Origin of the sequence: Sandarakinorhabdus glacialis (assembly GCF_014643455.1) — a bacterium.
GTDB lineage: Bacteria > Pseudomonadota > Alphaproteobacteria > Sphingomonadales > Sphingomonadaceae > Sandarakinorhabdus > Sandarakinorhabdus glacialis.
In genome coordinates this window covers 210,622-234,282 of the sequence record NZ_BMJM01000001.1, presented here as the reverse complement: position 1 = coordinate 234,282, position 23,661 = coordinate 210,622, and the positions used below count along the sequence as shown (strand labels likewise).

Annotated in this window: 21 protein-coding genes; 6 read left to right on the top strand and 15 right to left on the bottom strand. The window is 65.7% G+C overall.

Going from position 1 to position 23,661, the window contains the following annotated elements; translation table 11 throughout:
• Window positions 1–15 precede the first annotated feature (15 nt).
• From pstA to gph, 5 genes are all read right to left on the bottom strand, one after another.
• Window positions 16–1,329, bottom strand: coding sequence for a phosphate ABC transporter permease PstA (pstA, locus tag IEW98_RS01215; RefSeq protein ID WP_188761101.1), 1,314 nt, complete (start codon window positions 1,327–1,329; stop codon window positions 16–18).
• Complete coding sequence (gene pstC, locus IEW98_RS01210) at window positions 1,329–2,723, bottom strand: phosphate ABC transporter permease subunit PstC (protein WP_188761100.1); 1,395 nt, start codon at window positions 2,721–2,723, stop codon at window positions 1,329–1,331. Before pstC ends, pstA begins: the two co-directional genes overlap by 1 nt.
• The gene (locus IEW98_RS01205) at window positions 2,720–3,733 is read right to left on the bottom strand and encodes a substrate-binding domain-containing protein (protein WP_188761099.1); all 1,014 of its coding nucleotides are present in this window, start codon (window positions 3,731–3,733) and stop codon (window positions 2,720–2,722) included. Before IEW98_RS01205 ends, pstC begins: the two co-directional genes overlap by 4 nt.
• 220 nt (window positions 3,734–3,953) lie before the next feature.
• Window positions 3,954–5,141: a sensor histidine kinase gene (locus IEW98_RS01200; protein ID WP_188761098.1), complete on the bottom strand. Its 1,188-nt coding sequence runs from the start codon at window positions 5,139–5,141 to the stop codon at window positions 3,954–3,956.
• Window positions 5,138–5,812: a phosphoglycolate phosphatase gene (gene gph, locus IEW98_RS01195; RefSeq protein WP_243450493.1), complete on the bottom strand. Its 675-nt coding sequence runs from the start codon at window positions 5,810–5,812 to the stop codon at window positions 5,138–5,140. The genes IEW98_RS01200 and gph overlap by 4 nt, the downstream gene beginning before the upstream one ends.
• 20 nt (window positions 5,813–5,832) lie before the next feature.
• Here gph and glmU point away from each other — a divergent pair, with 20 nt between their 5' ends.
• Both glmU and glmS read left to right on the top strand, forming a co-directional pair.
• Window positions 5,833–7,242 carry a bifunctional UDP-N-acetylglucosamine diphosphorylase/glucosamine-1-phosphate N-acetyltransferase GlmU gene (glmU, locus tag IEW98_RS01190; protein ID WP_188761097.1) on the top strand — a complete coding sequence of 470 codons (1,410 nt, stop codon included), beginning with the start codon at window positions 5,833–5,835 and terminating at the stop codon, window positions 7,240–7,242.
• A 5-nt stretch (window positions 7,243–7,247) separates the two neighbouring features.
• On the top strand, window positions 7,248–9,071 hold the full coding sequence (gene glmS / locus IEW98_RS01185) for a glutamine--fructose-6-phosphate transaminase (isomerizing) (protein WP_188761096.1): 1,824 nt from the start codon (window positions 7,248–7,250) through the stop codon (window positions 9,069–9,071).
• 75 nt (window positions 9,072–9,146) lie between these two features.
• Here the strand turns inward: glmS and IEW98_RS01180 are convergent, their stop codons facing one another.
• The 4 genes from IEW98_RS01180 to IEW98_RS01165 all read right to left on the bottom strand — a co-directional run bounded on the left by IEW98_RS01180 (window position 9,147) and on the right by IEW98_RS01165 (window position 13,197).
• Window positions 9,147–10,451: a dihydrolipoamide acetyltransferase family protein gene (locus IEW98_RS01180; RefSeq protein ID WP_188761095.1), complete on the bottom strand. Its 1,305-nt coding sequence runs from the start codon at window positions 10,449–10,451 to the stop codon at window positions 9,147–9,149.
• On the bottom strand, window positions 10,451–11,458 hold the full coding sequence (locus tag IEW98_RS01175) for an alpha-ketoacid dehydrogenase subunit beta (RefSeq protein ID WP_188761427.1): 1,008 nt from the start codon (window positions 11,456–11,458) through the stop codon (window positions 10,451–10,453). The genes IEW98_RS01180 and IEW98_RS01175 overlap by 1 nt, the downstream gene beginning before the upstream one ends.
• 53 nt (window positions 11,459–11,511) lie before the next feature.
• Entirely contained in the window at window positions 11,512–12,813 is a 1,302-nt protein-coding gene (locus tag IEW98_RS01170; RefSeq protein ID WP_188761094.1) for a 3-methyl-2-oxobutanoate dehydrogenase (2-methylpropanoyl-transferring) subunit alpha, read from the bottom strand.
• Window positions 12,814–12,918: 105 nt separating this feature from the next.
• A complete protein-coding gene (locus tag IEW98_RS01165) occupies window positions 12,919–13,197 on the bottom strand; it encodes an NADH dehydrogenase ubiquinone Fe-S protein 4 (RefSeq protein ID WP_188761093.1) in 279 nt (92 codons plus the stop codon).
• 88 nt (window positions 13,198–13,285) lie between these two features.
• Between IEW98_RS01165 and IEW98_RS01160 the strand changes: the two genes are divergently transcribed.
• A complete protein-coding gene (locus tag IEW98_RS01160) occupies window positions 13,286–13,585 on the top strand; it encodes a putative quinol monooxygenase (RefSeq protein ID WP_188761092.1) in 300 nt (99 codons plus the stop codon).
• Between the two features lie 34 nt (window positions 13,586–13,619).
• Here the strand turns inward: IEW98_RS01160 and IEW98_RS01155 are convergent, their stop codons facing one another.
• Window positions 13,620–14,102, bottom strand: coding sequence for a DUF2726 domain-containing protein (locus tag IEW98_RS01155; RefSeq protein WP_188761091.1), 483 nt, complete (start codon window positions 14,100–14,102; stop codon window positions 13,620–13,622).
• A 77-nt stretch (window positions 14,103–14,179) separates the two neighbouring features.
• Entirely contained in the window at window positions 14,180–15,193 is a 1,014-nt protein-coding gene (locus IEW98_RS01150) for a polyprenyl synthetase family protein (protein WP_243450492.1), read from the bottom strand.
• Window positions 15,194–15,301: 108 nt separating this feature from the next.
• Here IEW98_RS01150 and IEW98_RS01145 point away from each other — a divergent pair, with 108 nt between their 5' ends.
• Window positions 15,302–15,583: a chorismate mutase gene (locus tag IEW98_RS01145; RefSeq protein WP_188761089.1), complete on the top strand. Its 282-nt coding sequence runs from the start codon at window positions 15,302–15,304 to the stop codon at window positions 15,581–15,583.
• 84 nt (window positions 15,584–15,667) lie between these two features.
• Here the strand turns inward: IEW98_RS01145 and IEW98_RS01140 are convergent, their stop codons facing one another.
• From IEW98_RS01140 to IEW98_RS01130, 3 genes are all read right to left on the bottom strand, one after another.
• On the bottom strand, window positions 15,668–16,987 hold the full coding sequence (locus tag IEW98_RS01140) for a sensor histidine kinase (protein ID WP_188761088.1): 1,320 nt from the start codon (window positions 16,985–16,987) through the stop codon (window positions 15,668–15,670).
• 115 nt (window positions 16,988–17,102) lie between these two features.
• Window positions 17,103–17,765: a response regulator transcription factor gene (locus tag IEW98_RS01135; protein WP_188761087.1), complete on the bottom strand. Its 663-nt coding sequence runs from the start codon at window positions 17,763–17,765 to the stop codon at window positions 17,103–17,105.
• A gap of 9 nt (window positions 17,766–17,774) precedes the next feature.
• Window positions 17,775–18,062 (bottom strand): PepSY domain-containing protein, encoded by a 288-nt coding sequence (locus tag IEW98_RS01130; protein ID WP_188761086.1) that lies wholly within the window; start codon window positions 18,060–18,062, stop codon window positions 17,775–17,777.
• A gap of 238 nt (window positions 18,063–18,300) precedes the next feature.
• Between IEW98_RS01130 and IEW98_RS01125 the strand changes: the two genes are divergently transcribed.
• Window positions 18,301–20,103: an ABC-F family ATP-binding cassette domain-containing protein gene (locus IEW98_RS01125; protein ID WP_188761085.1), complete on the top strand. Its 1,803-nt coding sequence runs from the start codon at window positions 18,301–18,303 to the stop codon at window positions 20,101–20,103.
• A 268-nt stretch (window positions 20,104–20,371) separates the two neighbouring features.
• Here IEW98_RS01125 and IEW98_RS01120 read toward each other — a convergent pair whose 3' ends face one another.
• Window positions 20,372–21,676: a polyhydroxyalkanoate depolymerase gene (locus IEW98_RS01120; protein WP_188761084.1), complete on the bottom strand. Its 1,305-nt coding sequence runs from the start codon at window positions 21,674–21,676 to the stop codon at window positions 20,372–20,374.
• A 160-nt stretch (window positions 21,677–21,836) separates the two neighbouring features.
• Here IEW98_RS01120 and IEW98_RS01115 point away from each other — a divergent pair, with 160 nt between their 5' ends.
• The gene (locus IEW98_RS01115) at window positions 21,837–23,645 is read left to right on the top strand and encodes an ABC transporter transmembrane domain-containing protein (protein WP_188761083.1); all 1,809 of its coding nucleotides are present in this window, start codon (window positions 21,837–21,839) and stop codon (window positions 23,643–23,645) included.
• The last annotated feature ends 16 nt before the right edge of the window (window positions 23,646–23,661 follow it).

Here is a 23,661-nt window from a genome sequence, read left to right as displayed (position 1 = left end):
GTGCAGGAATGTCGGTCACCAGCGCCTCTCGAACTTGTTGCGAAGATAGATCGCCGCGCTGTTCATCAACAACAGCATGACCAGCAGCACGATGATCGCCGCCGACGTCTTTTCGATGAACCCGCGCTGGACGTCGTCGGACCACAGGAACACCTGCACCGGCAACACCGTCGCCGGCGAGGCAAAGCCCTGCGGCGTATCGGTCACGAACGCCCGCATGCCGATCAGCAGCAGCGGCGCCGTCTCGCCAAGCGCGCGCGCCATGCCGATGATCGTCCCCGTCATGATACCCGGCATCGCCAGCGGCAGCACATGCTGGAACACCACCTGCATCGGCGAGGCCCCGATGCCCAGCGCCGCATCGCGGATCGACGGCGGTACCGACTTGATCGCCACTCGCGCCGTGATCACCACCACCGGCAGCGTCATCAACGCCAAGGTCAGCCCACCGACCAGCGGCGCCGAGCGCGGCATGTTGAAGAAATTCAGGAACACCGCCAGCCCAAGCAGGCCGAAGATGATCGACGGCACCGCCGCGAGATTGTTGATGCTGACCTCGATCAGGTCGGTCCAGCGGTTCTTGGCGGCGAACTCCTCGAGCCAGATCGCCGCCAGCACGCCGACTGGAAACGCCAGGGCGATCGTCACCAGCAACGTCATGAACGTCCCCAGCGCCGCGCCCCAGACCCCGGCAAGCTCGGGGTCGGTCGAATCCGCCGCCCCCGTGAAAATGGTGTTGAAGCTGGTCTTCAGCAGCCCGCGCGTCTCGAGCAGATTGTACGACGCCACGTCATCATTGCTGACACCGCGCGAAATCTCGGGCTCCTTCAGGTCGAACTTGCCCTTCGCCAGCAGGTCGATGCTGCTCCGCACCGGCACCCACACCGTCTGCGTCGTCCCCAGCACGGCCGGGTTCGCCTCGACCATCTGCCGCAAATCGAGCCACGCACCATCGCTGACCACGTTCGCCGCGGGTCCAAGTTGTGCCGCCGCGCGCTGCATCAACCCGATATAATCACCGCGCCGGATCGCCTCGAGCCCGCCCGGCCCCGTCGCCGCCGCCGGATCGACTCCCAGCAACGCCGGGTCGTAACTGACCGAAATCCGCACTTCTGTGTGCTTGAAACCCGTCCAGCCATCCCGCACGATGGTGAACAGCAGGAACGCCAGGAACAGCCCCGCCAGCGACAGCGCCGCCAGCCCAAGCAGCTTGAACAGCCGCTCCGCCCGGTACCGCGCCGCGACGCGCCCGCGCATCAGCGGCGAAGCCCAATCGGTCGGCAGTTTCACCGCCACCGCCTCGTTCTCGGGAATAATCACGCTCGCCATCACTCATAGGCCTCGCGGTATTTCTTCACCACCGCCAACGCATAGATGTTGAGCAGCAGCGTGATGACAAACAGCACCAGCCCGAGCGCGAATGCGGACAAGGTCTTGGGACTGTCGAATTCCTGGTCGCCGGTCAGCAGCGCGACGATCTGCGCCGTCACCGTTGTCACGCTGCTGAACGGGTTGAGCGTCAGGTTCGCCGCCAGCCCCGCCGCCATGACGACGATCATCGTCTCGCCGATCGCCCGGCTTACCGCCAGCAGCACGCCACCGACGATCCCCGGCAACGCCGCCGGCACCAGCACCTTCTTGACCGTCTCGGACTTGGTCGCCCCCATCGCCAGGCTGCCGTCGCGCATCGCCTGCGGCACCGCCGTCAACGCGTCATCGGCCATCGACGACACGAATGGGATGATCATGATGCCCATCACCAGCCCGGCCGCCAGCGCACTCTCGGCCGAAGCGTCGGCAATCCCGATCGACACGGCGAAATTACGCACCGCCGGCGCCACCGTCAGCGCAGCGAAGAAGCCATACACCACCGTCGGCACCCCGGCGAGCAGCTCGAGCATCGGCTTGACCACCCTACGAACGCGCGCATCGGCGTACTGCGTCATGTAGATCGCCGCCATCAGCCCCAGCGGAATCGCCACGATCATCGCAATGATCGCGCCGATAAAGATCGTCCCCCAGAACAGCGGCACGGCGCCGAACGCCCCCGAAGACCCGACCTGGTCGGCACGAATGGCAGTCTGCGGCGACCATTTGGTGCCGAACAGGAATTCCACCGGCGACACCATCTGGAAGAAGCGGATCGATTCGAAGATCAGCGACATGACGATGCCGAAGGTCGTCAGGATCGCCACCACCGATGCCAGCACCAGCCCCCATTTGACCACCCGCTCGACCCGGTTACGCGCCCTGAAATCGGGCCGCACCTGCGAGAACGCCCACAGCCCGCCGATCGCGAACAACGCCAGCGCCAGTGCCCCGACCATCAAATTATAATTGCCGCGAATGGCCCGGTACTGCGGCGCGACCGCCTCCGCCGCCGGGTTGAACGCCGCGGCGATGTCACCCGCCGCCAGCCCGCGCACTTCGTTCATGAACGCCGACGTGTCGAGCGGCGTCACCGGCCGCACATCTTGCGGAACGGCGGCAAGCACCTGCCCTGTCACCACGCCCTCGCCAACGATTGCCCAGCCCGCCAGCACCACCAGCGCCGGCGCCAGCGCCAGCAACGCCACCCAGGCGCCGTGATAGCCCGGCAACGAATGCACCGCGCCGATGCGATGCCCGCCGGCCACGACCATCGCCGCGCCGCGCGACCGGCCCAGCCAATACGCCATCGCGCCGAGCGCCAGCACGACGACCAGGATCAACGACAGGCTCACAGCACGGCCGGATCAAGCAGGGTCAGGTCGCGCGCCACCGCCGCATACCGTGCCCGGTCGGCATCGGGCGACGCCACCAGCCCGCGCCGCGACAGATATCCGCCCCGCCCCCAGGTCGATTCCTTGCTATATTCGATCAGGAATTCGTGCATCCCGCGCACCGCCTTCACATGCTGCGCCTTCACATAGATATACATCGCCCGCGACGCCGGATATTTGAACGACGAGATATTCTCGTACGTCGCCTCGACGCCGTTCAGCGGCACATCCCTGATCTTGTCGAGGTTCTCCTCGAGGAACGAAAACCCGAACACCCCGATCGCATTGGGATTGGCCGAAATCTTCTGCACGATCAGATTATCGTTCTCGCCGCCTTCGACGAACGGCCCGTCCTCGCGCACCTTGGTGCAGATCGACTTGAACTTGTCTTCGTCGCTCTTCTTCAGCGCCGCCATGCTAGGCTCGGTCTCGCAGCCCTTGGTCATGTAAAGCTCGTTGAAACTGTCGCGCGTCCCCGACGTGGGCGGCGGCCCGATGACTTCGATCCGCGTCGCCGGGAGCGCCGGATTCACATCTGACCACAGCCGTGCCGTGTTCGCCCCGCGTCCGAACGGATCGGCGGCCAGCGCCCGATAGATGTCGCGCTCCGACACGCCCGTGAACGCCCCCTTGCGCGATTGCGCCACCACCAGCCCATCGAGCCCGACCTGGATCTCGATGATCCCGTCGACGCCATGCTTGGCGCAATCCTCGATTTCGCCCTTCTTGATCCGCCGCGACGCATTGGCGATATCGGGAAACTGCTGCCCGACGCCGGCGCACAACAGCTTGATACCGCCGCCGGTCCCGGTCGATTCAACGATCGGCGCAGAAAACTGCGGATACGCCCGCTTGAATTGCTCGGCGACCGCGGTGGTAAACGGATAGACCGTCGACGACCCGACGATGCGGATCTGCGTCCGCGCGCCGCCGCCGCTGCACCCGGCGAGCAAGCCTGTGCCGAGCAACATCAGCGTGCCCGCCCAACACGCCCTGCCTGCCAAGCCCCGTCCCTCCGATTGCCGCCCAGGACCGCTCACCGAGCCGCCAAAGCGTTCGCGCCAGGCTCGCGACATGTTCGCGGCCGACGGTTGAAAAAAGATGAACGCATGCCTTGCGGTAGCGCCGCCTGATGTGGCCTTTATGACAACGTTGTTACAGATCGATGACAGCGGCTGCCAAAGGCCATCTTCAAGCCGCACTTTTTGCCTGGGGCAGCGTGAACGACACTTTCGTCCCCTCGCCGGGCCGGCTTTCGATCTCGAGCCGGCCGCGATGACGCTCGACGATATGCTTGACGATCGCCAGCCCCAGCCCCGTCCCCCCCATCCGCCGCGAGCGCAGCGAATCGACCCGGTAAAACCGCTCGGTCAACCGCGGCAGATGCTCGACGGGAATGCCCTCGCTGACATCGCTGACGCAGAGCCGCACCACCGCCAGCGCCCCTCCCCCAGCCGGTTCACCCTTCGCCGTCACGGTGATCGGCGTCCCGCTACGCCCGTATTTCAGCGCATTCGAAATCAGGTTGTGGAGCACCTGCAGGACCTGGTCGCGGTCGCCGATCACCGGCGGCAACGGTGTCGCCTCCTCGATGATCAGCATCCGCTCATCGGCCTCCAGCCGCATCGCCAGCGTCTTGCCGACATCGCCGATCACCCCGTTCAGATCGAGCACCGCCACCGGCCGCACATGCTTGTCGAGTTCGATCCGCGACAGCGACAGCAAATCGTCGATCAACCGCGACATCCGGCTCGCCTCGCGCGCCATGATATCGAGGAAGCGCCGCCGCGCCGGCTCGTCCTCCGCCGCCGGGCCCTGCAGCGTCTCGATGAAGCCGGTCAGCGTCGCCAGCGGCGTGCGCAGTTCGTGACTGGCATTGGCGACAAAATCGACCCGCATCCGCTCGGTCAGCCGGGTCTGCGTGATGTCGTCGAACACCACCAGCATCGGTGCGGCGTCGCCCCCTTCGACGCCGCCATGGCCGGCACGCATCCGCCAGATGCTGTTGCCGCTGCCCAGCCCGGTAATCTCGCGCTCGAGGCTCAGCCCATGGCTGCGCACCTCGCCGAGCGCATCGAGCACCACCGGATGCCGCACCGTCATCCGCATGTCGCTGCCCGCCACCCGGTCGCCGAACAGCCGCCGCGCCGCCGCATTGGCCGCCACCGCGACATCACCCGCAACGATCAACGCCGGATCGGCCAGCGCCTCGACGCTGATCCGGTCCGCCGCCGGCTCGGTCGGCAGCGGCGCGTCGGCCGGCATCGGCTCGGGCAGCGCCGTCTCGGCAATCACCTTGCGATGCCCCAGGGCATAACCGATGAAAGCCGCCAGCAAGGCCGTCGCCAGCAACACCAGCGGCATCGCGGCGAAGGTCATCGCGCGCCCAAACGTCGTAGCGCCGGAACCAGCGCATCATAATGATCGATGATCGCATCGGCGCCCAGCTGTTCGACCGGCCGGTCGGAAAAGCCGAAACTGACCGCCACCACCGGGATCCCCGCCGCCCGCGCCGTCGTCGTATCGGTGATCGAATCGCCGACGAACATCGTCGTCGCCCGGTCGCCGCCCGCCGCCGCGATCGTCGCGAACAGATGCTCTGCATCCGGCTTCGGGCTCGGCACCGAATCATACCCCAGATTGGCGGCAAAACGCCCGGTCCAGCCCAGCGCCTCGACCAGCTTCGCCGACAACGCCGCCGGCTTGTTGGTGCAGATCGCCAGCCTCACCCCCGCCGCCGCCAGCGCGTCCATGGCCGCCTCGACCCCGTCATACGGCCGCGACTCCACCGCGATATTCGCCGCATAAAACGCGAGGAACGGCGCCACCCCGGCCTCGACCAGCTCGGGCGTCATCTCGCCGGTCGCCGCCAGCCCGCGCTCGAGCAACTTGCGCGCGCCATGCCCGACCATGTGCCGGACGTCCTCGGCCGGCACGCCGCGCCGCCCCAGCACCCCGAGCGCATGGTTGAGCGCCGCGCAAAGATCGGGCGCCGTATCGACAAGCGTCCCATCGAGATCGAAGACGACAGTGGCTGGCAACAAATTCACGACTCCCCCATGCGTTTGCAATGCTTCCCAAGGCAAGCCCGATATGGCAGCAGCATCCGGTGACCAGCCCCCGCCCCAAAACCCGCCCTCTGGCCGCCATCATCCTCGCCGCCGGGCAAGGCACAAGAATGAAATCGGCGCTGCACAAGGTTCTGCATCCGATCGCAGGTAAACCAATGGTGTTGCATTTATTGGACAGCCTCGCATCGCTGTCGCCGCAGCAACAGGTCGTCGTCGTCGGATCGGCGCGCGAACAGGTCGAAGCTGCCGTCGCTTCCCATGGCGTCGCCGTCGCCGTGCAGTCGCCGCAACTCGGCACCGGCCACGCCGTCCTCCAGGCCAAGGACGCCCTCGCCGGCTTCGACGGCGACATCCTCATCCTCTACGGCGACGCGCCGCTGGTCACCGCCGCCACCATGAAGCGCCTCCAGTCCGCCCTGACCGGCGACACCGCAGCCGCCCCTGCAGCAGTCGTCCTCGGCTTCCGCCCGGCCGATCCCGGCGCCTATGGCCGCATCATCGCGGCCGGCGACACCATCGTGAAAATGGTCGAATTCAAGGACACCACCCCCGCCGAGCGCGCCGAAACCCTGTGCAATTCGGGGCTGATGGCGGTCCGCGCCGCCGATCTCTGGCCGCTGCTCGCGCGTGTCGGCAACGCCAACGCCGCCGGCGAATACTACCTCCCCGACATCATCGGGCTGCTCATCGCCGACGGCCGCACCGCCCGCATCATCGAAACCGCCGCCGACGAGGTAGCAGGCGTCAACAGCCGCGCCGAACTCGCCGCCCTCGAGGCCCAATGGCAATCGCACCGCCGCACCGCCGCCATGGCCGCCGGCGTCACCCTCATCGATCCGTCCAGCGTCTTCTTCGCCCATGACACGGAAATCGCCCAGGACGTCACCATCGAGCCTTTCACCGTCTTCGGCCCCGGCGTCACCATCGCCAGCGGCACGACCATCCGCGCCCACAGCCATATCGAAGGCGCCATCATCGGCGAAAACTGCGACGTGGGCCCCTTCGCCCGCCTTCGCCCCGGCACAATCCTCGGCGCCGGCGCCAAGATCGGCAATTTCGTCGAAACCAAGAAGGCCGTCTTCGGCCCGGGCGCCAAGGCCAACCACCTCTCCTATATCGGCGATGCCAGCGTCGGTGCCCGCGCCAACATCGGCGCCGGCACCATCACCTGCAATTACGACGGCTTCTTCAAATACCGGACCGTCATCGGCGACGGCGCCTTCATCGGCTCCAACTCGGCCCTCGTCGCCCCTGTCAGCATCGGTGCCGGCGCCATCGTCGCCGCCGGCAGCACCATCACCGCCGACGTCGAACCCGACGCCCTCGCCCTCGTTCGCCCGCCCCAAACCAGCAAATCCGGTTGGGCCACGCGCTTCCGCGCCGCCTCACTCGCCCGCAAGAAAGCCTGACCCCAATGTGCGGCATCATCGGCATCCTTTCCGCCAACCCCGTAACCGGCCGCCTCGTCGAGGGCCTGCGCCGTCTCGAATATCGCGGATATGACTCGTCGGGCATCGCCACCATCCACCGCGGCCACATCGAACGCCGCCGCGCCGCCGGCAAGCTCGACAATCTCCTCGCCGTCCTCGCCGCCGATCCGCTGCCCGGCACCTCCGGCATCGCCCACACGCGCTGGGCCACCCACGGCGCCCCCACCACCGACAACGCCCATCCCCATGCCACCGAGGCAGTCGCCCTCGTCCACAACGGCATCATCGAAAACTTCAAGCCGCTGCGCGCCGAAGTCCTCGCCGCCGGCCGCACGCTGACTTCCGACACCGACAGCGAAGTCGTCGCCCACCTCATCACCATGGCACTTGCCGCAGGCGCTTCCCCCGACGACGCCGTATCGAGCACGCTGAAACGCCTCAACGGCGCCTTCAGCTTTGCCATCATCTTTCGCGAACACCCCGACCTCATGTACGGCGCCCGCCGCGGCTCGCCCCTTGTCCTCGGCTACGGCGACGGCGAGATGTTCCTCGGCTCCGACGCCCTCGGCCTTGCGCCGTTCACCAATCGCATCGCCTATCTTGAGGAAGGCGACTGGGTCCGGATGACTCGCGACAGCGCGCAGGTCTTCGACGAAAACGACGCCCCCGTCGCCCGCCAGGTCATCACCTCGTCGGCGTCCGCCGCGGTCATCGAAAAGGGCAACCACCGCCACTTCATGGAAAAGGAGATCTACGAGCAACCGATCGTCGTCGCCCAGACGCTTGGCGCCTATGTCGATCCGCTCGCCGAAACCATCAGCCTGCCGCCGCTCCCCTTCGACCTCGCCGGCGTCAAGCGCGTCCAGATCGTCGCCTGCGGCACCGCGCTGCTCGCCGGCCAGGTCGCCACCTACTGGCTCGAAAGCCTTGCCCGTATCCCCGTCCAGATCGAAAACGCCTCCGAATTCCGCTACCGCGACCCGGTCTATGAACCCGGCGGCCTTGCCCTGTTCATCTCGCAATCGGGCGAGACCGCCGACACTCTCGCCGCGCTACGCCACGCCAAGGCCGGCGGCCAGCACATCGCCGCCGTCGTCAACGTCGCGTCATCGACCATGGCGCGCGAAGCCGACCTGCTCCTCCCCACCCACGCCGGCCCCGAAATCGGCGTCGCCAGCACCAAGGCCTTCACCTGCCAGCTGGCCGTCCTCGCCGCCTTTGCCATCGCCCTCGGCAAGGCCAAGGGCCGCGTTACGCCCGTCGAGGAAGCCCGTCTCGTCCACCTGCTCACCGAAATTCCTGCCGCGATGAACGAGGCCCTCAAGACCGAGGAATCCATCCACGCCCTCGCGCTGCCGCTCAGCAAGGCCCGCGACATCCTCTACATCGGCCGCGGCCCCGACTATCCGATGGCGCTCGAAGGCGCGCTCAAGCTCAAGGAAATCAGCTACATCCACGCCGAAGGCTATGCCGCCGGCGAACTCAAGCACGGCCCCATCGCGCTGATCGACGAGAACGTCCCCGTCATCGTCATCGCCCCGTCCGGACCGCGCTTCGAAAAGACCGTCTCGAACATGCAGGAAGTCATGGCCCGCGGCGGGCTGGTCTATCTCCTGTCAGACGCCGCCGGCCTTGCCGAACACGGCGCCGGCACCGCCGCCACCATCGAGATGCCAAGCGTCGACCCGTTCATCAGCCCGTTGATAACGGCGATCCCGGTCCAGTTGCTCGCCTATCACGTCGCCCTCGCCAAGGGCACCGATGTCGACCAACCCCGCAATCTCGCCAAAAGCGTCACGGTCGAATAGCCGGGTTCCGGCCGCGGCCCACAAGCAGGACAATCGCGACGGAAGACCGTTATTACCGAACTGCCCCGGCGGCAGTCATCCGGCGAACAGCAGCACCGGCGTCTCGAGATACCGCTTCAGCCCCTGCACGAAGCTCGCCGCATCCCAGCCGTCGACAACTCGGTGATCGCAGCTGATCGACAGGTTCATCAACTTCGCCTTGCGGATTTCCTTTACACCGTGCGCATTCTTCGCAAACACCGGCCGCTCGACGATCTTGTTCGGCCCGATGATCGCCACTTCCGGCCGATTGATCACCGGCGTCGTCGCGATTCCGCCCAAAGGCCCCAGCGACGTCACCGTCAGCGTCGATCCCGACAGCTCCGCCGAAGTCGCTGTCCCGGTCCGCGCCGCTTCCGCCAACCGGCCGATTTCGGTCGCCAGCTGCCAGACATTGCGGTCCTGCGCATCGCGAATGACCGGCACCATCAACCCCGCATCGGTTTGCGTCGCCATGCCCAAATGAATGGCGCCGAACCGCGTCACCACCCCGGCCTGGTCGTCATACCGCGCGTTGAGCATCGGAAAATCCGGGATCGTCTTGCAGATCGCCGCGATCAGCAATGGCAACATCGTCAGCTTGGGCCGCTCGCCGCGATTGTCGTTCAGATCGGCGCGCATCGCCTCCAGAGCCGTCACGTCGATCTCGTCGACATAGGTAAAATGCGGAATCGACCGCTTCGACGCCGCCATGTTCTCGGCGATTCGCCGCCGCATGCCGATGACCCTGATCGCCTCGTCGGCCCGCGCCCGCTTCGGCCCGGCGCCATACCCCTGCCCCGACCCGTATCGCAGATACGCATCGAGATCGGCATGCCGCACCAGGTCGGTCTCGGACTTCACCAGCGACAGGTCGATCCCCAGATCCCGCGCCCGCGCCCGCACCGCCGGCGACGCCAACGCATGCGCGGCCTTGGCCACCGGAGCCACCTCAACCGGCGCAACCGCCGCCACCGGCTCCGGCTCCGCAGACATCACAACCTGCTCGACCCCCGGATTCTCCGCCTCATACTGCTCGGCCGTCTCGACCTGCGCCGCCGACAGTGGCTGCGCCACCACCTCAAGCGCTGCCGCCGTCACCTCGTCCTCGGTGACAACAGCATCGGTCTCGAACACCACCAGCGCCGCACCGATCGAAACCTGGTCCCCAACCACTCCCGCCAGTTCGACGACAACCCCCGAAACCGGCGATTCCATCACCACCGTCGCCTTGTCGGTCATCATGTCGGCAATCGGCTGGTCCTCCTCGACCCGGTCCCCCACCGCGACATGCCACGCCGCCACCTCGGCCTCGGAGATGCCTTCGCCGATATCGGGTAGCTTGAAGGTAAAGCGGGCCATTATGCGTCCTTCATGATCTTCTTGAGGGCCTCGGTAATCCGCACCGGTCCCGGAAAATATGCCCATTCCAGGCTGTGCGGATACGGCGTGTCGAACCCCGTCACCCGCTCGATCGGCGCTTCCAGGTGATAGAAACACCGTTCCTGCACCAGCGCCGACAGCTCCGCGCCGAACCCGCCGGTCCGCGTCGCCTCATGGACGATCATGCAGCGCCCGGTCTTTTTCACCGAAGCCTCGATCGTCTCGATATCGAGCGGGATCAGCGTCCGCAAATCGATGATCTCGGCATCGACCCCCGCCGCCGCGACGACTGCCGTGCAGACATGCACCATCGTGCCATAGGCCAGGATCGTCAGCGCCCCGCCAGCCCGCACGACCTTCGCCTTGCCGAGCTCGATCCGGTAATAGCCGGTCGGGACGTCACCCGCCGGATGCTTCGACCAATTCTGCGTCGGCCGGTCCCAATAGCCATCGAACGGCCCGTTATAAATCCGCTTGGGCTCGAAAAACAGCACCGGGTCATTGTCCTCGATCGCCGCGATCAACAGGCCCTTGGCGTCGTAAGGCGTCGACGGAATCACCGTCTTGATGCCCGACACATGGGTAAAGATGCCCTCTGGCGACTGGCTGTGCGTCTGCCCGCCGAAAATCCCGCCGCCGAACGGCGACCGCACCGTGATCGGCGAGGTGAACTCGCCCGCCGACCGATACCGCAGCCGCGCCGCCTCCGACACCAACTGGTCGAGCGCCGGATAGATGTAATCGGCAAACTGGATCTCGGGCACCGGCCGCAAGCCATACGCCCCCATGCCGACCGCGACCCCGATGATCCCGCATTCGGTGATCGGCGTGTCGAACACCCGCGTCTTGCCGTGCTTGGCCTGCAGGCCCGCGGTGGCGCGGAACACCCCGCCAAAATATCCCACGTCCTCGCCCATGACGATGACGTTGGGGTCACGATCCATCATGATATCGAGCGCCGAATTGATCGCCTGGATCATGTTCATCCGCGACGAGGTGGCTTCTGCGCCAGCCTCTGCAGTCTCTGGCAAAATCTCGCTCATTTCTTGTCCCATGGTCGCCCGGACGCTGTCTCTTCCGCCAGCATCTGCGCCTGCTGCTCGCGCAAATGCCACGGCATCTCCTCGAACACCCCGTCGAACAAGGTATCGAGCGGCTGGTGCAGGCCATGCCCCAGGATGCCGTTCTTTTCGGCTTCCTTCTGTGCCGCCTTGACCTCCTCGGCGACTTCCTTGTCCTGCGCCGCGTGCCGCTCCTCGTCCCATTCGCCGATGGCGATCAGATGCTCCTTCAACCGCCGGATCGGATCCCCCAGCGGCCAGGCATTGGGCTCGCCCTCAGACCGATACTGCCCCGGATCATCCGACGTCGAATGGCCCTCGGCGCGATAGGTGAAATGCTCTATCAGCGTCGATCCCTGGTTGGTCCGCGCGCGTTCCGCCGCCCATTCCGTCGCCGCATAAACCGCCAGCGCGTCATTGCCATCGACCCGCAGCCCAGCGATGCCATAGCCCACCGCCCGCGCCGCAAACGTCGTCGCCTCGGCCCCGGCAAATCCCGAAAAACTGCTGATCGCCCATTGATTGTTGACGATGTTGAGGATCACCGGCGCCCGATAGACGCTGGCAAAGGTGCACGCCGCATGGAAGTCGCCCTCCGCCGTCGATCCCTCACCGCACCACGCCGCCGCGATGCGCGTGTCGCCCTTCGCCGCCGACGCCATCGCCCAGCCCACCGCCTGCGGATATTGCGTCGTCAGATTGCCCGAGATCGAGAAAAACCCCGCATCCTTGACCGAATACATGATCGGCAATTGCTTGCCCTGCAGCCGGTCGCCGCGGTTCGAATAAATCTGGTTCATCATGTCGACAAGGCTCCAGCCCCGCGCAATGAGCAGCCCCTGCTGGCGGTAAGACGGGAAACACATGTCGTCATGGTCGAGCGCATACGCCGCCGCCACCGCGACCGCTTCCTCGCCCAGCGCCTTCATGTAAAAACTGGTCTTGCCCTGCCGCTGCGCGCGAAACATCCGGTCATCGAAGGCCCGCAGCAACGCCATGCTGCGCAGCATCCGGCGCACCACATCGGGCGACAGGCGCGGGTTCCACGGCCCGACCGCCTTGCCATCGTCATCCAGGACCCGGATCAGCGTATAGACAAGATCGGTGAATCCCGACGCCGCTTCCGCTGTATCGGGCCGCCGCACCGATCCCGCCGCCGGCACATCGACTTCGGCAAAATCGACGGCGTCGCCCGGCCGAAACTTGGGCTCGGGCACATGCAGGGTCAGCGGCGGCAGGTTCGTGCGTGCAGATCCGTTCGTCCCAGACCCGTTACTCATCGCCAATCCTTCTCGACTTTCCCGGCACGACGACACGGGATTCGCGGCACGCTTGCTATCACGACGTCCATAACGCCCGGCGCCGCGACCTCGCCGAAACAGCTTTTACCGGAAATTGTCCGCATAAGCCTGCAGCTTGAGCGTCCGCGTCCCCAGCGGCACGATCTCGACGGTCAATCCGTGCCCGGCGGCATATTCCAGCGCCGCCTCGCGCGTCGAAAACTGCAATTGCACCTGGGTCTGCGTCGCGCCCGAACCCGACCATCCGGTCAACGGATCGGCGCGCTGCGGCTCGTCCCGCTCGACTTCGAGCAGCCATTGCCCGGTCCGCGCCCGGCCGGACTGCATCGAACTTTTGGTACGCTGGTAAAGACGGGCTAGCATGGTGCGTCCATCGCCCATCGCGCCGCGATGTTCAAGTCCGATCGAGTCTCCCCCATTGCGTTCCCCGCCCCCGACAGGTCCAGATCCCATGCTGCTCATCACCGGCACCATCCGCCTACCCGCCCATCGCGTTGCCAATGCCCTTGCGGTCATGCGCACCATGATCGAAGCCAGCCGCGCCGAACCCGGCTGCCGCGAATACAGCTACGCCCAGGACGTGCTCGATCCCGGCCTCATCCGCATCAACGAGCTATGGGAAAGCCGCGACCACCTCGACGCCCATTTCCGCTCCGACCACATCGCCGCCTGGCGCGCCAACTGGACCGACCTCCAAATCACCGACCGACACCTGCAACTCTACGAAACCAGCGACCCCCAACCCACCTGAACACTTGACCCGAAGATTGTCCGTCCGTTCTGCGTCAGCCTGCGACAGCGAAGGTAACACTCTCGGATATTCTCGCCCGCAAGGCCTGCGCGGTGCGTGCATCGCCGCCGCGCACCCGCAGCGTCTGATATCCTCCGCGCGCCGTCATCGCATCGCGGCTCGCATCCTTCGCCGCGCCATGTGTCCGGTCATCAAGCTCGATGATCAACCGCACCGCGCCGCTATCGTCGATCAGCACGAAATCGATCATCTTCTGGGCAAAGCGGTTGCGCGTCGCGTGCCGCTGCTTGCCTTCACCGCCCTTGGCAACCGCTAGGATCGCACCCATCGCAACCTGCGGACAAACGTGCAACGGCGCTGCCACGCCCTTGAGCAAATTGAAGAACGCGACTTCCCGCGGCGTCATCATCGGCTTGGCGCGGATGGTCTTCATCCAGTCACGGTTTTTTCCAACCGCTGCCGACAAGATCACCAGGACGACGACAACGACAATCGTCGGAAAAATCAGATCAGACATCAAAAGGACCCCCACGCTTCACGCGAGGGATAGCCGACAAAGATCAAACCACAACCGAAATTACTTGCTCTGCAGCGTCAGTAAGCCCGCGCAATCGCAAACTCGACCGTCTCCGTCAGCGCCGTCTTCGCCGGCCCATTCGGGAACCCCGCCAGCGCATCGATCGCCCGCGCCCCATAATGCCGCGCCCGCGCCAGCGTATCCGCCACCGCATTCGTCGTCCGTAGCAGCCCGCCGGCCCGCGCCAATTCGGCCTCGCCCGCCGCCCGCCCGCTCATCGCCTGCTGCCAGAACTCGCGTTCCTCATCACTGCCGCGCGCATACGCCAAAATCACCGGCAGCGTGATCTTGCCATCGCGGAAATCATCCCCCGCATCCTTGCCCATCGTATCGGCGTCCGAAACATAATCGATCGCGTCGTCCACAAGCTGGAACGCAATCCCCAGGTTTCGCCCATAGGCCTCGAGCGCCGCCTCGACCGCGGCATCGCGCTCCGCCACGATCGCCGCAATCTGGCACGCTGCCGAAAACAATGCAGCGGTCTTGGCCGTGATGATCTCGAGGTACCGGTCCTCGGTCGTCTCGACATCGCGCTGCGCCGTCAACTGCGCCACCTCTCCCTCGGCAATCACCGCCGACGCATGGCTCAATATCTTCAGGACCTTGAGCGAGCCATCCTCGACCATCAGCTCGAACGACCGGCTGAACAGGAAATCGCCGACCAGCACGCTTGCCGGATTGCCCCACAACCGATTGGCCGTCGCCTTGCCGCGCCGCAACCCTGAAGCATCGACGACATCGTCGTGCAGCAGGGTCGCTGTGTGAATAAACTCCACCGCCGCCGCCAATTTATGATGCCGCGTACCCGCATATTCGAGCAACGCCGCACACCCCAAAGTCAGCATCGGCCGCAGCCTTTTGCCGCCGCCGGCAATCAAATGCCCCGCCAGTTCGGGGATCAGCGCCACCCGCGATTGCATCCGGTCGATAATGACATGGTTGACCGCGGTCAGCCCCGGCGCCGTCAACGCCAGCAGTCCGGCGATCGATGGCTGGGCACGCGGCCGCAGGGGATGGACGTTCGAGGACACGCGACAGTCCTTAACCGCTGTTGGGCCCCGCGCAACCCCGCAGCTTGCCACCGCGCGATTCAGCCGCAAAGGTGGCCGAATGATCACAACACATCTTGGGAGCAGCATGTGTCCGACGAGATTCTAGCCGGCTACCGCGACAGCATCGACAATATCGACGCGGCGCTGGTCTTCCTGCTCGCCGAACGCTTCAAGGTCACCCAGGCCGTCGGCCGCTACAAGGCCACCGCGGGGCTGCCGCCAGCCGACCCCGGCCGCGAGACCGAACAGGTCGCCCGCCTCCGCGCCCTCGCCGCCACCGCCAAGCTCGACCCCGAATTCAGCGAAAAGTTCCTCCGCTTCATCATCGACGAAGTCATCCGCCACCACCAAGTCGCCGCAAACACCTGATGTTCTTTACCTCCCCCTCAGGGGGGAGGCGACTCGACCCTAAGGCGAGCGGGTGGGGGTCGCGAAATCTCGCCAGCTAGATCCTCACCCATCCACAGCTGGCAAGATCAACCTTACCAGTAACCCCCCCAGATCGTCCGACTCATCAAGCACCACCCACCCCCCATAAATCTCCGCAACATCCCGCGCGATCGCCAGCCCCAACCCGGTCCCCGGCTTGTCGGTATCGAGCCGTTCCCCCCGCGCAAACAACCGCGCGCGGTCGACCGGCGCAATCCCCCGCCCGTCATCCTCGATCATGATCTCGACCTGCCCCGGCCCGCCGCCGATGCTGACGAACACCCGTCCGCCGCCATGCAGCGCCGCATTGTCGATCAAGTTGCCGACCATTTCATCGAGATCCTGGCGCTCGCCGCGAAACACCTTCCGCCTGTCGCCGGCAAGATCGATCGTCACCCCGCGGTCCGAATGAATCCGCCCCACCGTGCGGATGATCGCCTCCAGCGTCGGCCATACATCGGCGCGCGCCGTCGAGGCACCACCGCGCTGCCCGGTCGCCCGCGCTCGCGCCAGCTGGTGGTCGACATGCCGCCGCATCACCTGCACCTGCGCCATCACCGTCTGCGCCAGCGGATCGTCGCGCCCCTCGCTCTCGCCGATCAGCACGCTCATCGGCGTCTTCAGCGCATGCGCCAGGTTGCCGGCATGACGCCGCGCCGCCTCCCCCTGTTTTTCGTTATGCTCGAGCAACTCGTTGATCTCGCCGACCAAAGGCGCAATCTCGATCGGGAAATTGTCGTCGACCCGCCTGGCCTCGCCCGACCTGATGTCGGCAATCCCCCGGCTCACCCGCGCCAACGGCGACAGGCCATAGGTCGATTGCAGCGCCGCCAGCGCCAGCAGCCCGAGCCCCAGCACCCCCAGCGACCACAGCAATATCGCCCGCAGCAACCGCACCTGCGCATCGAGATCACGCGTCGACTGCGCCACCTGGAAATAAAACCGCGTCGTTGCCCCCGGCAACTGCACATCGCGGCCGACCACCCTGAGCGGCTCCCCGGTGAACTGCGTCGCGGCATAGCGGCACGGCTCGAGGCACTCACCCTGCGGCGCCGGCCCGAGCACCCGGTCCCACAACGACCGCGACCGGAAAAAGTCCTGTCCGCTGGCGGAAACCTGCCAGTACAGCCCCGAATATGGCTCGAAAAACCGCTGGTCGCCCAAAGGTCGCAAAAAACGCACCTCGCCGACCTCATCCAGATCGGCAGTGCTCACCATCGCCGTAAGCACGAAATCGAGCTGGCTGTCGAAATTTCGCGTAAGAGTCCCCACCAGCACCCGGTCGAGCGCCAGCCCGCCCAGCACCAGCAGCGGAATGATCCAAGCCGCCGCCAGTGCGATCATTCGCAGCCGCAGCGACCCCGACAACCGCGACCGCCGACGCGGCGGCGCGACGAGATTTACTCCCGCAGCCGCCGGCCCCGCGGCGGGGCCCGCCGCTCCCGACCTTGCGGCCGGTTCAGCTGATATCGTTGAGACTGTAGCCAAGGCCGCGCGTCGTGCTGATCAGGTCAGGCCCCAGCTTCTTGCGGATCCGCGTGATAAACACCTCGATGGTATTCGAATCGCGATCGAAATCCTGGTCATAGATATGCTCGATCAACTCGGTCCGGCTGACGACCTTGCCCTTGTGATGCATCAGGTAACTGAGCAGCTTGAACTCCTGCGCCGTCAGCTTCACCGGCTCGCCGTCGAGCGTCACCCGCCCCGACCGCGAATCGAGCCGCACCCCGCCCGCCACCAGCTCCGACGTCGCCTGCCCCGCTGCCCGCCGAATCAGCGCCCGCAACCGCGCGATCAGTTCCTCGGTCTGGAACGGCTTGGCGAGATAGTCGTCGGCGCCCGCATCGAGCCCCGCCACCTTGTCGGACCAGCTGTCGCGCGCCGTCAGCACCAGCACCGGCATGATCTTGCCAGCCTTGCGCCAGCGGTCGAGCACCGTTAGCCCGTCGACTTCGGGCAAGCCGAGATCGAGCACCACCGCATCGTAATTTTCCGTGCTGCCGAGATACTGGCCATCTTCCCCGTCCGCCGCCGTATCGACCGCATAACCCGCGCCCTCGAGGGCCGCCTTGAGCTGGCGCAACAGGTTAGGTTCGTCTTCGACAACCAGCACGCGCATCAAGAAACCTTAATAATTGTTGGTCTTACGGGTCCTTAGCCCTGTTCGGGCGTCCACGTCGACATTAATGACTGTTCCGCTTGCCAGAAAACGAAAACGGTAGGTCCGGGTTCCGGCATCGAACTCGACCCCGATGTAATCGCCGCGAACCTGTGATACGACGCGATCGCGAATGGCTTCGAAGGGCAATATCTCGCCCGCCAGGACCAGTTCGCGAACCTGGTTTTCCACCCCGGCCGAAACCGGTGCGGCGACAATCAGCGCCGCTAACATGATCAAGGGAAGACGATTCATCATCGGACGCTACACGGCACCTCTTTGGCAGGTATAACTGGTCGCACGGCGGTGAATAACCGGTGAATGTCAGTAACAATGCCGATAGATGCGGCAATGAAACATATCAAGCAGCATGTTTAAAACACTCTGCACCCTCTAAAAAACAACACTAACGAAAACCAAATAACCCCATCCATCATTGCTTGACGCCGGCCGCCCCCACCGTGCCGCATCATGCCGATTGCCGAAAAGACCGACCATGGCCGAACCGATTCTCACCCTCGAAAACGCCGGCCTGCGCCAGGGCGGCAGCTGGCTGTTCCGCGGTCTCGACCTGACCATCGACGCCCGCGACCGCCTCGCCCTCATCGGCCGCAACGGCGTCGGCAAGACCACCTTGCTCAAGCTCATTTCCGGCGAGATCGACCTCGACGAAGGCCGCCGCGCCGTCTCGGGCTCCCTCCGCGTCGTCCGCCTCGAGCAGGACCCCGTCCTCACCGGCTTCACCACGCTCGGCGACTATGTCCGCGCCGGCGACAACCCGCCCTCCGACCACCTCCTCGCCTCGGTCGCCGACCGCCTCGGTGCCGATCTCGACCGCGACGCCGCCACCGCATCCGGAGGCGAACGCCGCCGCGCCGCCCTCGTCCGCGCCCTCGCCGAGGAACCCGGCCTCCTCCTCCTCGACGAGCCGACCAACCATCTCGACATCGCCGCCATCGAATGGCTCGAAAATTGGCTCGATCGCTACGCCGGCGGCTTCGTCTCGATCAGCCATGACCGCGCCTTTTTGACCCGCCTGACCAAGAACTGCCTCTGGCTCGATCGCGGCACCCTCAGGCGCGCTGAAGTCGGCTTCGGCGGCTTCGAGGACTGGTCCGACCGCGTCGCTGCCGAAGAAACCAAGAACGCCTCGCGCCTCGATGCGAAGCTCCGCCAGGAAGAACATTGGCTGCTCCGCGGCGTCACCGCCCGCCGCAGCCGCAACGAAGGCCGCCTGTCGAAGCTCATCGAGCTGCGCGCCGTCCGCAAGGCAATGACCACCGGCGACGCGGTTTCCAAGCTCGCCACCACCAGCGACGACGGCAAGACCAAGATCCTCATCGACGCCCAGCATGCCACCAAGCATTTCGGCGACCGCGCCATCCTCACCGATTTCTCGCTGCGCATCCGCCGCGGCGACCGCATCGGCATCATCGGCCCCAACGGCGCCGGCAAATCGACGCTCATCCGCATGCTGCTCGGCCAGATGGAGCCCGACACCGGCATCATCAAGCGCGCCAAGTCGCTCAACCCCACCGTCATCGATCAACGCCGCCAACGCCTCGATGCCGAAAACGGTGTCGGCAAGACCGTCCGCGATGTCCTCGCCGATGGCGGCGAATGGCTCGAGGTCAACGGCATCCGCAAGCACGTCGCCGGCTATCTCAAGGACTTCCTGTTCGACCCCAGCGTCATCGACGCCCCCATCGACGGCTTCTCCGGCGGCGAGCGCTCACGCCTCCTCCTCGCTCGCGAATTCGCCACCCCGTCGAACCTGCTCGTCCTCGACGAGCCGACCAACGACCTCGACATGGAAACCCTCGACCTGCTCGAGGAAGTCCTCGACGACTATGCCGGCACCGTCCTCCTCGTCAGCCATGATCGCGCCTTCCTCGATCGCGTCGTGACGATGGTCGTCGCGCTCGACGGCGAAGGCAATTCCGAAATCGTCGTCGGCGGCTGGTCCGACTGGGCCGCCCTCCGCAAGGAAAAAGCCGCCGCCGCCCGCAGCAACCGCCCCAAGGCCACCAACAGCAACGCCCCGGCAACTCCCAAGCGCGCGCCCGCCAAGCTGAGCTTCAACGACGCCCGCGAACTCGCCGACCTTCCCAAAAAGCTCGAGCTGCTGACCGCCGCTGTCGCCCGCCACGAAGCCGTCCTCGCCGACCCGGCGCTCTACACCAGGGACAACAAGCGCTTCACCTCGGTCTCCGCCGAACTCGACAAGGTCCGCGCCGACCTCGCCGCCGCCGAGGAACGCTGGCTCACCCTCGCCGAAAAAGAAGCGGCGCTGGCCTGACCTGACCTCACACCCAACCTGTCATGCCAGCGAAGGCTGGCTTCCAGCCATCCCGCAAAGCCGCCAAGAACCGAGGCAAGCAGCGCCTGAAGCGCCAAGCTGCAGTGCCGTGACGATCAAGGGCCTCCGGCTGCTGGGGCCTTAGGCCCCAGACCCCAAACTTGCGCCCCTACGGGGAACAACCGCATTTCAAAGCGCACATGAAATGGGGTCTGGGGCCAAGGCCCACCGCCGGAGGCCCTACAGTGCCGTCGGAGGCCCCCTTAAATCAAGCGACCTCAACCCCCGGAACGACATCCAACTCCACATGCAACGGCACAACAACCCGCGCCGGCAACGGCGTCAGTGCCGCCGGATCATGCTTTCGGATGAACCGCTCCACGACCGGTGCGACATTCTCACGCCATTTGCTGCCGTTGAAGATGCCGAAATGCCCGGCGCCCTCGGCCATGTAATATTGCTTCTTGTCGTCGCCCAGCTTGGTCGCCAGATCGAGCGCCGCCTTGGTCTGCCCCAGCCCCGAGATATCGTCGCGCTCGCCTTCGATCGCCAGCATCGCCGTCCGGTCGATCGACGCCGGGTTGACCAGTTGGCCGCGGTGAACGAACTCGCCCTTGGCGATCGCCTGGCGCTGGAAGACCACGTCGATCGTCTGCAGATAGAATTCCGCCGTCATGTCGCAAACCGAGCGATATTCCTCATAGAATGCCTTGGTCGCGGCAGCGCTGTCATTGTCGCCCTCGACGAGATGCCGGAACATTTCCCAGTGCGACGTCATATGGTTGGCAAGGTTCATCGACATGAACCCGGCGAGCTGGAGAAACCCTGGATAGACCTTGCGCCCGGCGCCCGGATACATAGCCGGTACCTTGGCAACAACGTTCTGTTCGAACCAGGAATACGGCCGCTCGGTCGCCAGGTCATCGACCGAAGTCGGTGCCTTGCGCGTGTCGACCGGCCCACCCATCATGGTCAGCGTCAACGGCGTCGCCGGATCGTTGTTCGCCGACATGTACGCGACCGCTGCATAGACCGGCACCGCCGGCTGGCAAACCGCGAGCACATGGCTGCCCGGACCCATCTCGGCGAGAAATTCGATCACATAGTCGATGTAATCGTTGAGATCGAACTTGCCGTCGGACACCGGCACCAGCTTGGCGTCACGCCAGTCGGTCATATAGACCTCATGATCGGGCAGCAGCCGCTCCACCGTCCCGCGCAGCAGCGTCGCATAATGGCCCGACATCGGCGTCACCACCAGCACACGCGGATCCTTGCGGCCCGACACGGCACGATTGAAATGCTTCAACTGGCCAAACGGCTTGCGGAGCAGGATTTCCTCGCTGACCGCGACACTGACGCCATCGATGATCGTCGCACCAAGCCCGAAATCCGGCTTGCCGCGCGGCGCGGCGGCGTGCGCGAACACCTCGAGCGCCCGTGCCATGACTGGCCCGCTGGCAACATAAGACATCGGATTTGCCGGGCTGAGCAGCCATTCCGACGTCGATTGGGCGATTGTTCCCATGCCGGTCATCCAAGCACGCTGCATCTCATGAGCCGTATAAAGCATCGAAATCCCTTTTCCCGGCACTCCAGGCGCCTGTTCGCAGGTGCAGCATTAGCATCATCGGCGTGCTCGACACCATGTTTATGATGACAGGTATGTTTCGGTTCCCCGCCCGCGCGCTTCCGGACATTGAGCCGCACTCGAACGCCTGCTATTAGCGCCCATGGCCACAACATCCGATCTGCCGACCGCGCCGCTGGCGAAAGTCGAACAGCGCAAGCTGTCGAATCTCGCCCTCCTATGGCGGTTCGCCCGCACCTATCCCGCCCAGCTCACCGCGGCCCTCACCGCGCTCGTCGTCGCCGCGCTCAGCACCCTCGCCATTCCGCGCGGGCTCAAGCTCATCGTCGACAACGGTTTCGCGGCCGGTTCGGACCCTGCCGCCATTGCCCCCTATTTCTGGGGCATGCTCGGCATCGTCGTCGTCATGGGCATCGCGACGGCCTTCCGCTTCTACTTCGTCTCGTGGATCGGCGAGCGCGTCGTCGCCGACCTGCGCAAGGCCGTCCAGTCGCACCTGGTCACCCTCGACCCGGTCTTCTTCGAGGAAAACCGCCCCGCCGAGATCGCCTCGCGTCTGACCAGCGACACCGCCATCATCGAGCAGGTCGTCTCGTCGGGCGCGTCGATGGCGCTGCGCAACGCCGTCATGGGCATCGGCGGCATCGCCTATATGGCGGTCCTGTCGCCCAAATTGACCCTGCTCATGCTGCTCGTAATCCCGATCACCATTTTGCCGATCGTCTTTCTCGGCCGCCGCGTCCGCGCCATGTCGAAAACCAGCCAGGACCGTATCGCCAACGTCGGCACCATGGTCGCCGAGGTCCTCGGCGCCATCAAGATCGTCCAGGCCTTCACCCAGGAACGCCGCGAGGCCGACCGCTTCGCCGGCGCTGTCGAGGCCACGTTCGACACCGCCAAAAGCCGCATCCGCCTGCGCGCCGGCATGACCGCCGTCGTCATCATGCTGATCTTCGGCGCCATCACCCTCGTCCTCTGGCAGGGCGCGCTCGATGTCATCGCCGGGCAACTCAGCGGCGGCACCATCGCCGCCTTCGTCATCACCGCCGCCATCGTCGCCGGCGCCTTCGGCACGCTCACCGAAGTCTATGGCGACTTCATGCGCGCCGCCGGCGCCAGCGCCCGCATGGAAGAACTCCTCGCCGCCCGCCCCGGCATCCGCCGCCCCGACAACGCCGTCCCTCTGCCCGTCCCGGCGCGCGGCGCGCTCTGCCTCGACCATGTCGGCTTCCACTATCCGTCGAAGCCCGAAGGCGCCGCGCTCGAGGACTTCAGCCTCGATATCGCCGCCGGCGAAACCGTCGCCGTCGTCGGCCCCTCGGGCGCCGGCAAGTCGACGCTCTTCCAGCTCGTCCAGCGCTTCTACGACCCCCAATCCGGCGAAATTCGCCTCGACGGCGTGCCGCTGACCCGCGCCGACCCCAGCGAAATCCGCGGCCGCATGGCTGTGGTCCCGCAGGAAACCATCGTCTTCGCCGCCAGCGCCCTCGAAAACATCCGCTACGGGCGCCCCTCGGCAACCGAAGCCGAAGTCTGGGCCGCTGCCGAAGCCGCCCACGCCGACATCTTCCTGCGCGAGCTCCCCAACGGCATCCACAGCTATCTCGGCGAAGCCGGCACCCGCCTGTCGGGCGGCCAGCGGCAACGCCTCGCCATCGCCCGCGCCATCCTGCGCGACGCGCCCATCCTCCTCCTCGACGAAGCCACCAGCGCTCTCGACAGTGAAAGCGAACGCCTGGTTCAGTCGGCCCTCGAGGGCCTGATGCAAGGCCGCACCACCCTCGTCATCGCCCACCGCCTGGCGACAGTCCGCAACGCCGACCGCATCATCGTCATGGACGCCGGCCGTATCGTTGCAGAGGGTACTCACGACAAACTCATCGCCGGCGGCGGCCTCTACGCCAAGCTCGCAAGACTCCAGTTCGACGAAGTCCGCCCCCAGGTCGCATAAATCACCTCTCCCCTCG

What these genes read in the sequence shown, in the direction of transcription:
- IEW98_RS01165 (WP_188761093.1), bottom strand. Translation starts at nt 13,197, where the DNA reads ATGCTAGCCCGTCTTTACCAGCGTACCAAAAGTTCGATGCAGTCCGGC.
- IEW98_RS01170 (WP_188761094.1), bottom strand. Translation starts at nt 12,813, where the DNA reads ATGAGTAACGGGTCTGGGACGAACGGATCTGCACGCACGAACCTGCCG.
- IEW98_RS01115 (WP_188761083.1), top strand. Translation starts at nt 21,837, where the DNA reads ATGGCCACAACATCCGATCTGCCGACCGCGCCGCTGGCGAAAGTCGAA.
- IEW98_RS01130 (WP_188761086.1), bottom strand. Translation starts at nt 18,062, where the DNA reads ATGATGAATCGTCTTCCCTTGATCATGTTAGCGGCGCTGATTGTCGCC.
- pstA (WP_188761101.1), bottom strand. Translation starts at nt 1,329, where the DNA reads ATGGCGAGCGTGATTATTCCCGAGAACGAGGCGGTGGCGGTGAAACTG.
- IEW98_RS01180 (WP_188761095.1), bottom strand. Translation starts at nt 10,451, where the DNA reads ATGGCCCGCTTTACCTTCAAGCTACCCGATATCGGCGAAGGCATCTCC.
- IEW98_RS01125 (WP_188761085.1), top strand. Translation starts at nt 18,301, where the DNA reads ATGGCCGAACCGATTCTCACCCTCGAAAACGCCGGCCTGCGCCAGGGC.
- IEW98_RS01140 (WP_188761088.1), bottom strand. Translation starts at nt 16,987, where the DNA reads ATGATCGCACTGGCGGCGGCTTGGATCATTCCGCTGCTGGTGCTGGGC.
- glmU (WP_188761097.1), top strand. Translation starts at nt 5,833, where the DNA reads ATGCTTCCCAAGGCAAGCCCGATATGGCAGCAGCATCCGGTGACCAGC.
- IEW98_RS01205 (WP_188761099.1), bottom strand. Translation starts at nt 3,733, where the DNA reads ATGTTGCTCGGCACAGGCTTGCTCGCCGGGTGCAGCGGCGGCGGCGCG.
- IEW98_RS01175 (WP_188761427.1), bottom strand. Translation starts at nt 11,458, where the DNA reads ATGAACATGATCCAGGCGATCAATTCGGCGCTCGATATCATGATGGAT.
- IEW98_RS01160 (WP_188761092.1), top strand. Translation starts at nt 13,286, where the DNA reads ATGCTGCTCATCACCGGCACCATCCGCCTACCCGCCCATCGCGTTGCC.
- IEW98_RS01200 (WP_188761098.1), bottom strand. Translation starts at nt 5,141, where the DNA reads ATGACCTTCGCCGCGATGCCGCTGGTGTTGCTGGCGACGGCCTTGCTG.
- IEW98_RS01135 (WP_188761087.1), bottom strand. Translation starts at nt 17,765, where the DNA reads ATGCGCGTGCTGGTTGTCGAAGACGAACCTAACCTGTTGCGCCAGCTC.
- glmS (WP_188761096.1), top strand. Translation starts at nt 7,248, where the DNA reads ATGTGCGGCATCATCGGCATCCTTTCCGCCAACCCCGTAACCGGCCGC.
- IEW98_RS01155 (WP_188761091.1), bottom strand. Translation starts at nt 14,102, where the DNA reads ATGTCTGATCTGATTTTTCCGACGATTGTCGTTGTCGTCGTCCTGGTG.
- IEW98_RS01120 (WP_188761084.1), bottom strand. Translation starts at nt 21,676, where the DNA reads ATGCTTTATACGGCTCATGAGATGCAGCGTGCTTGGATGACCGGCATG.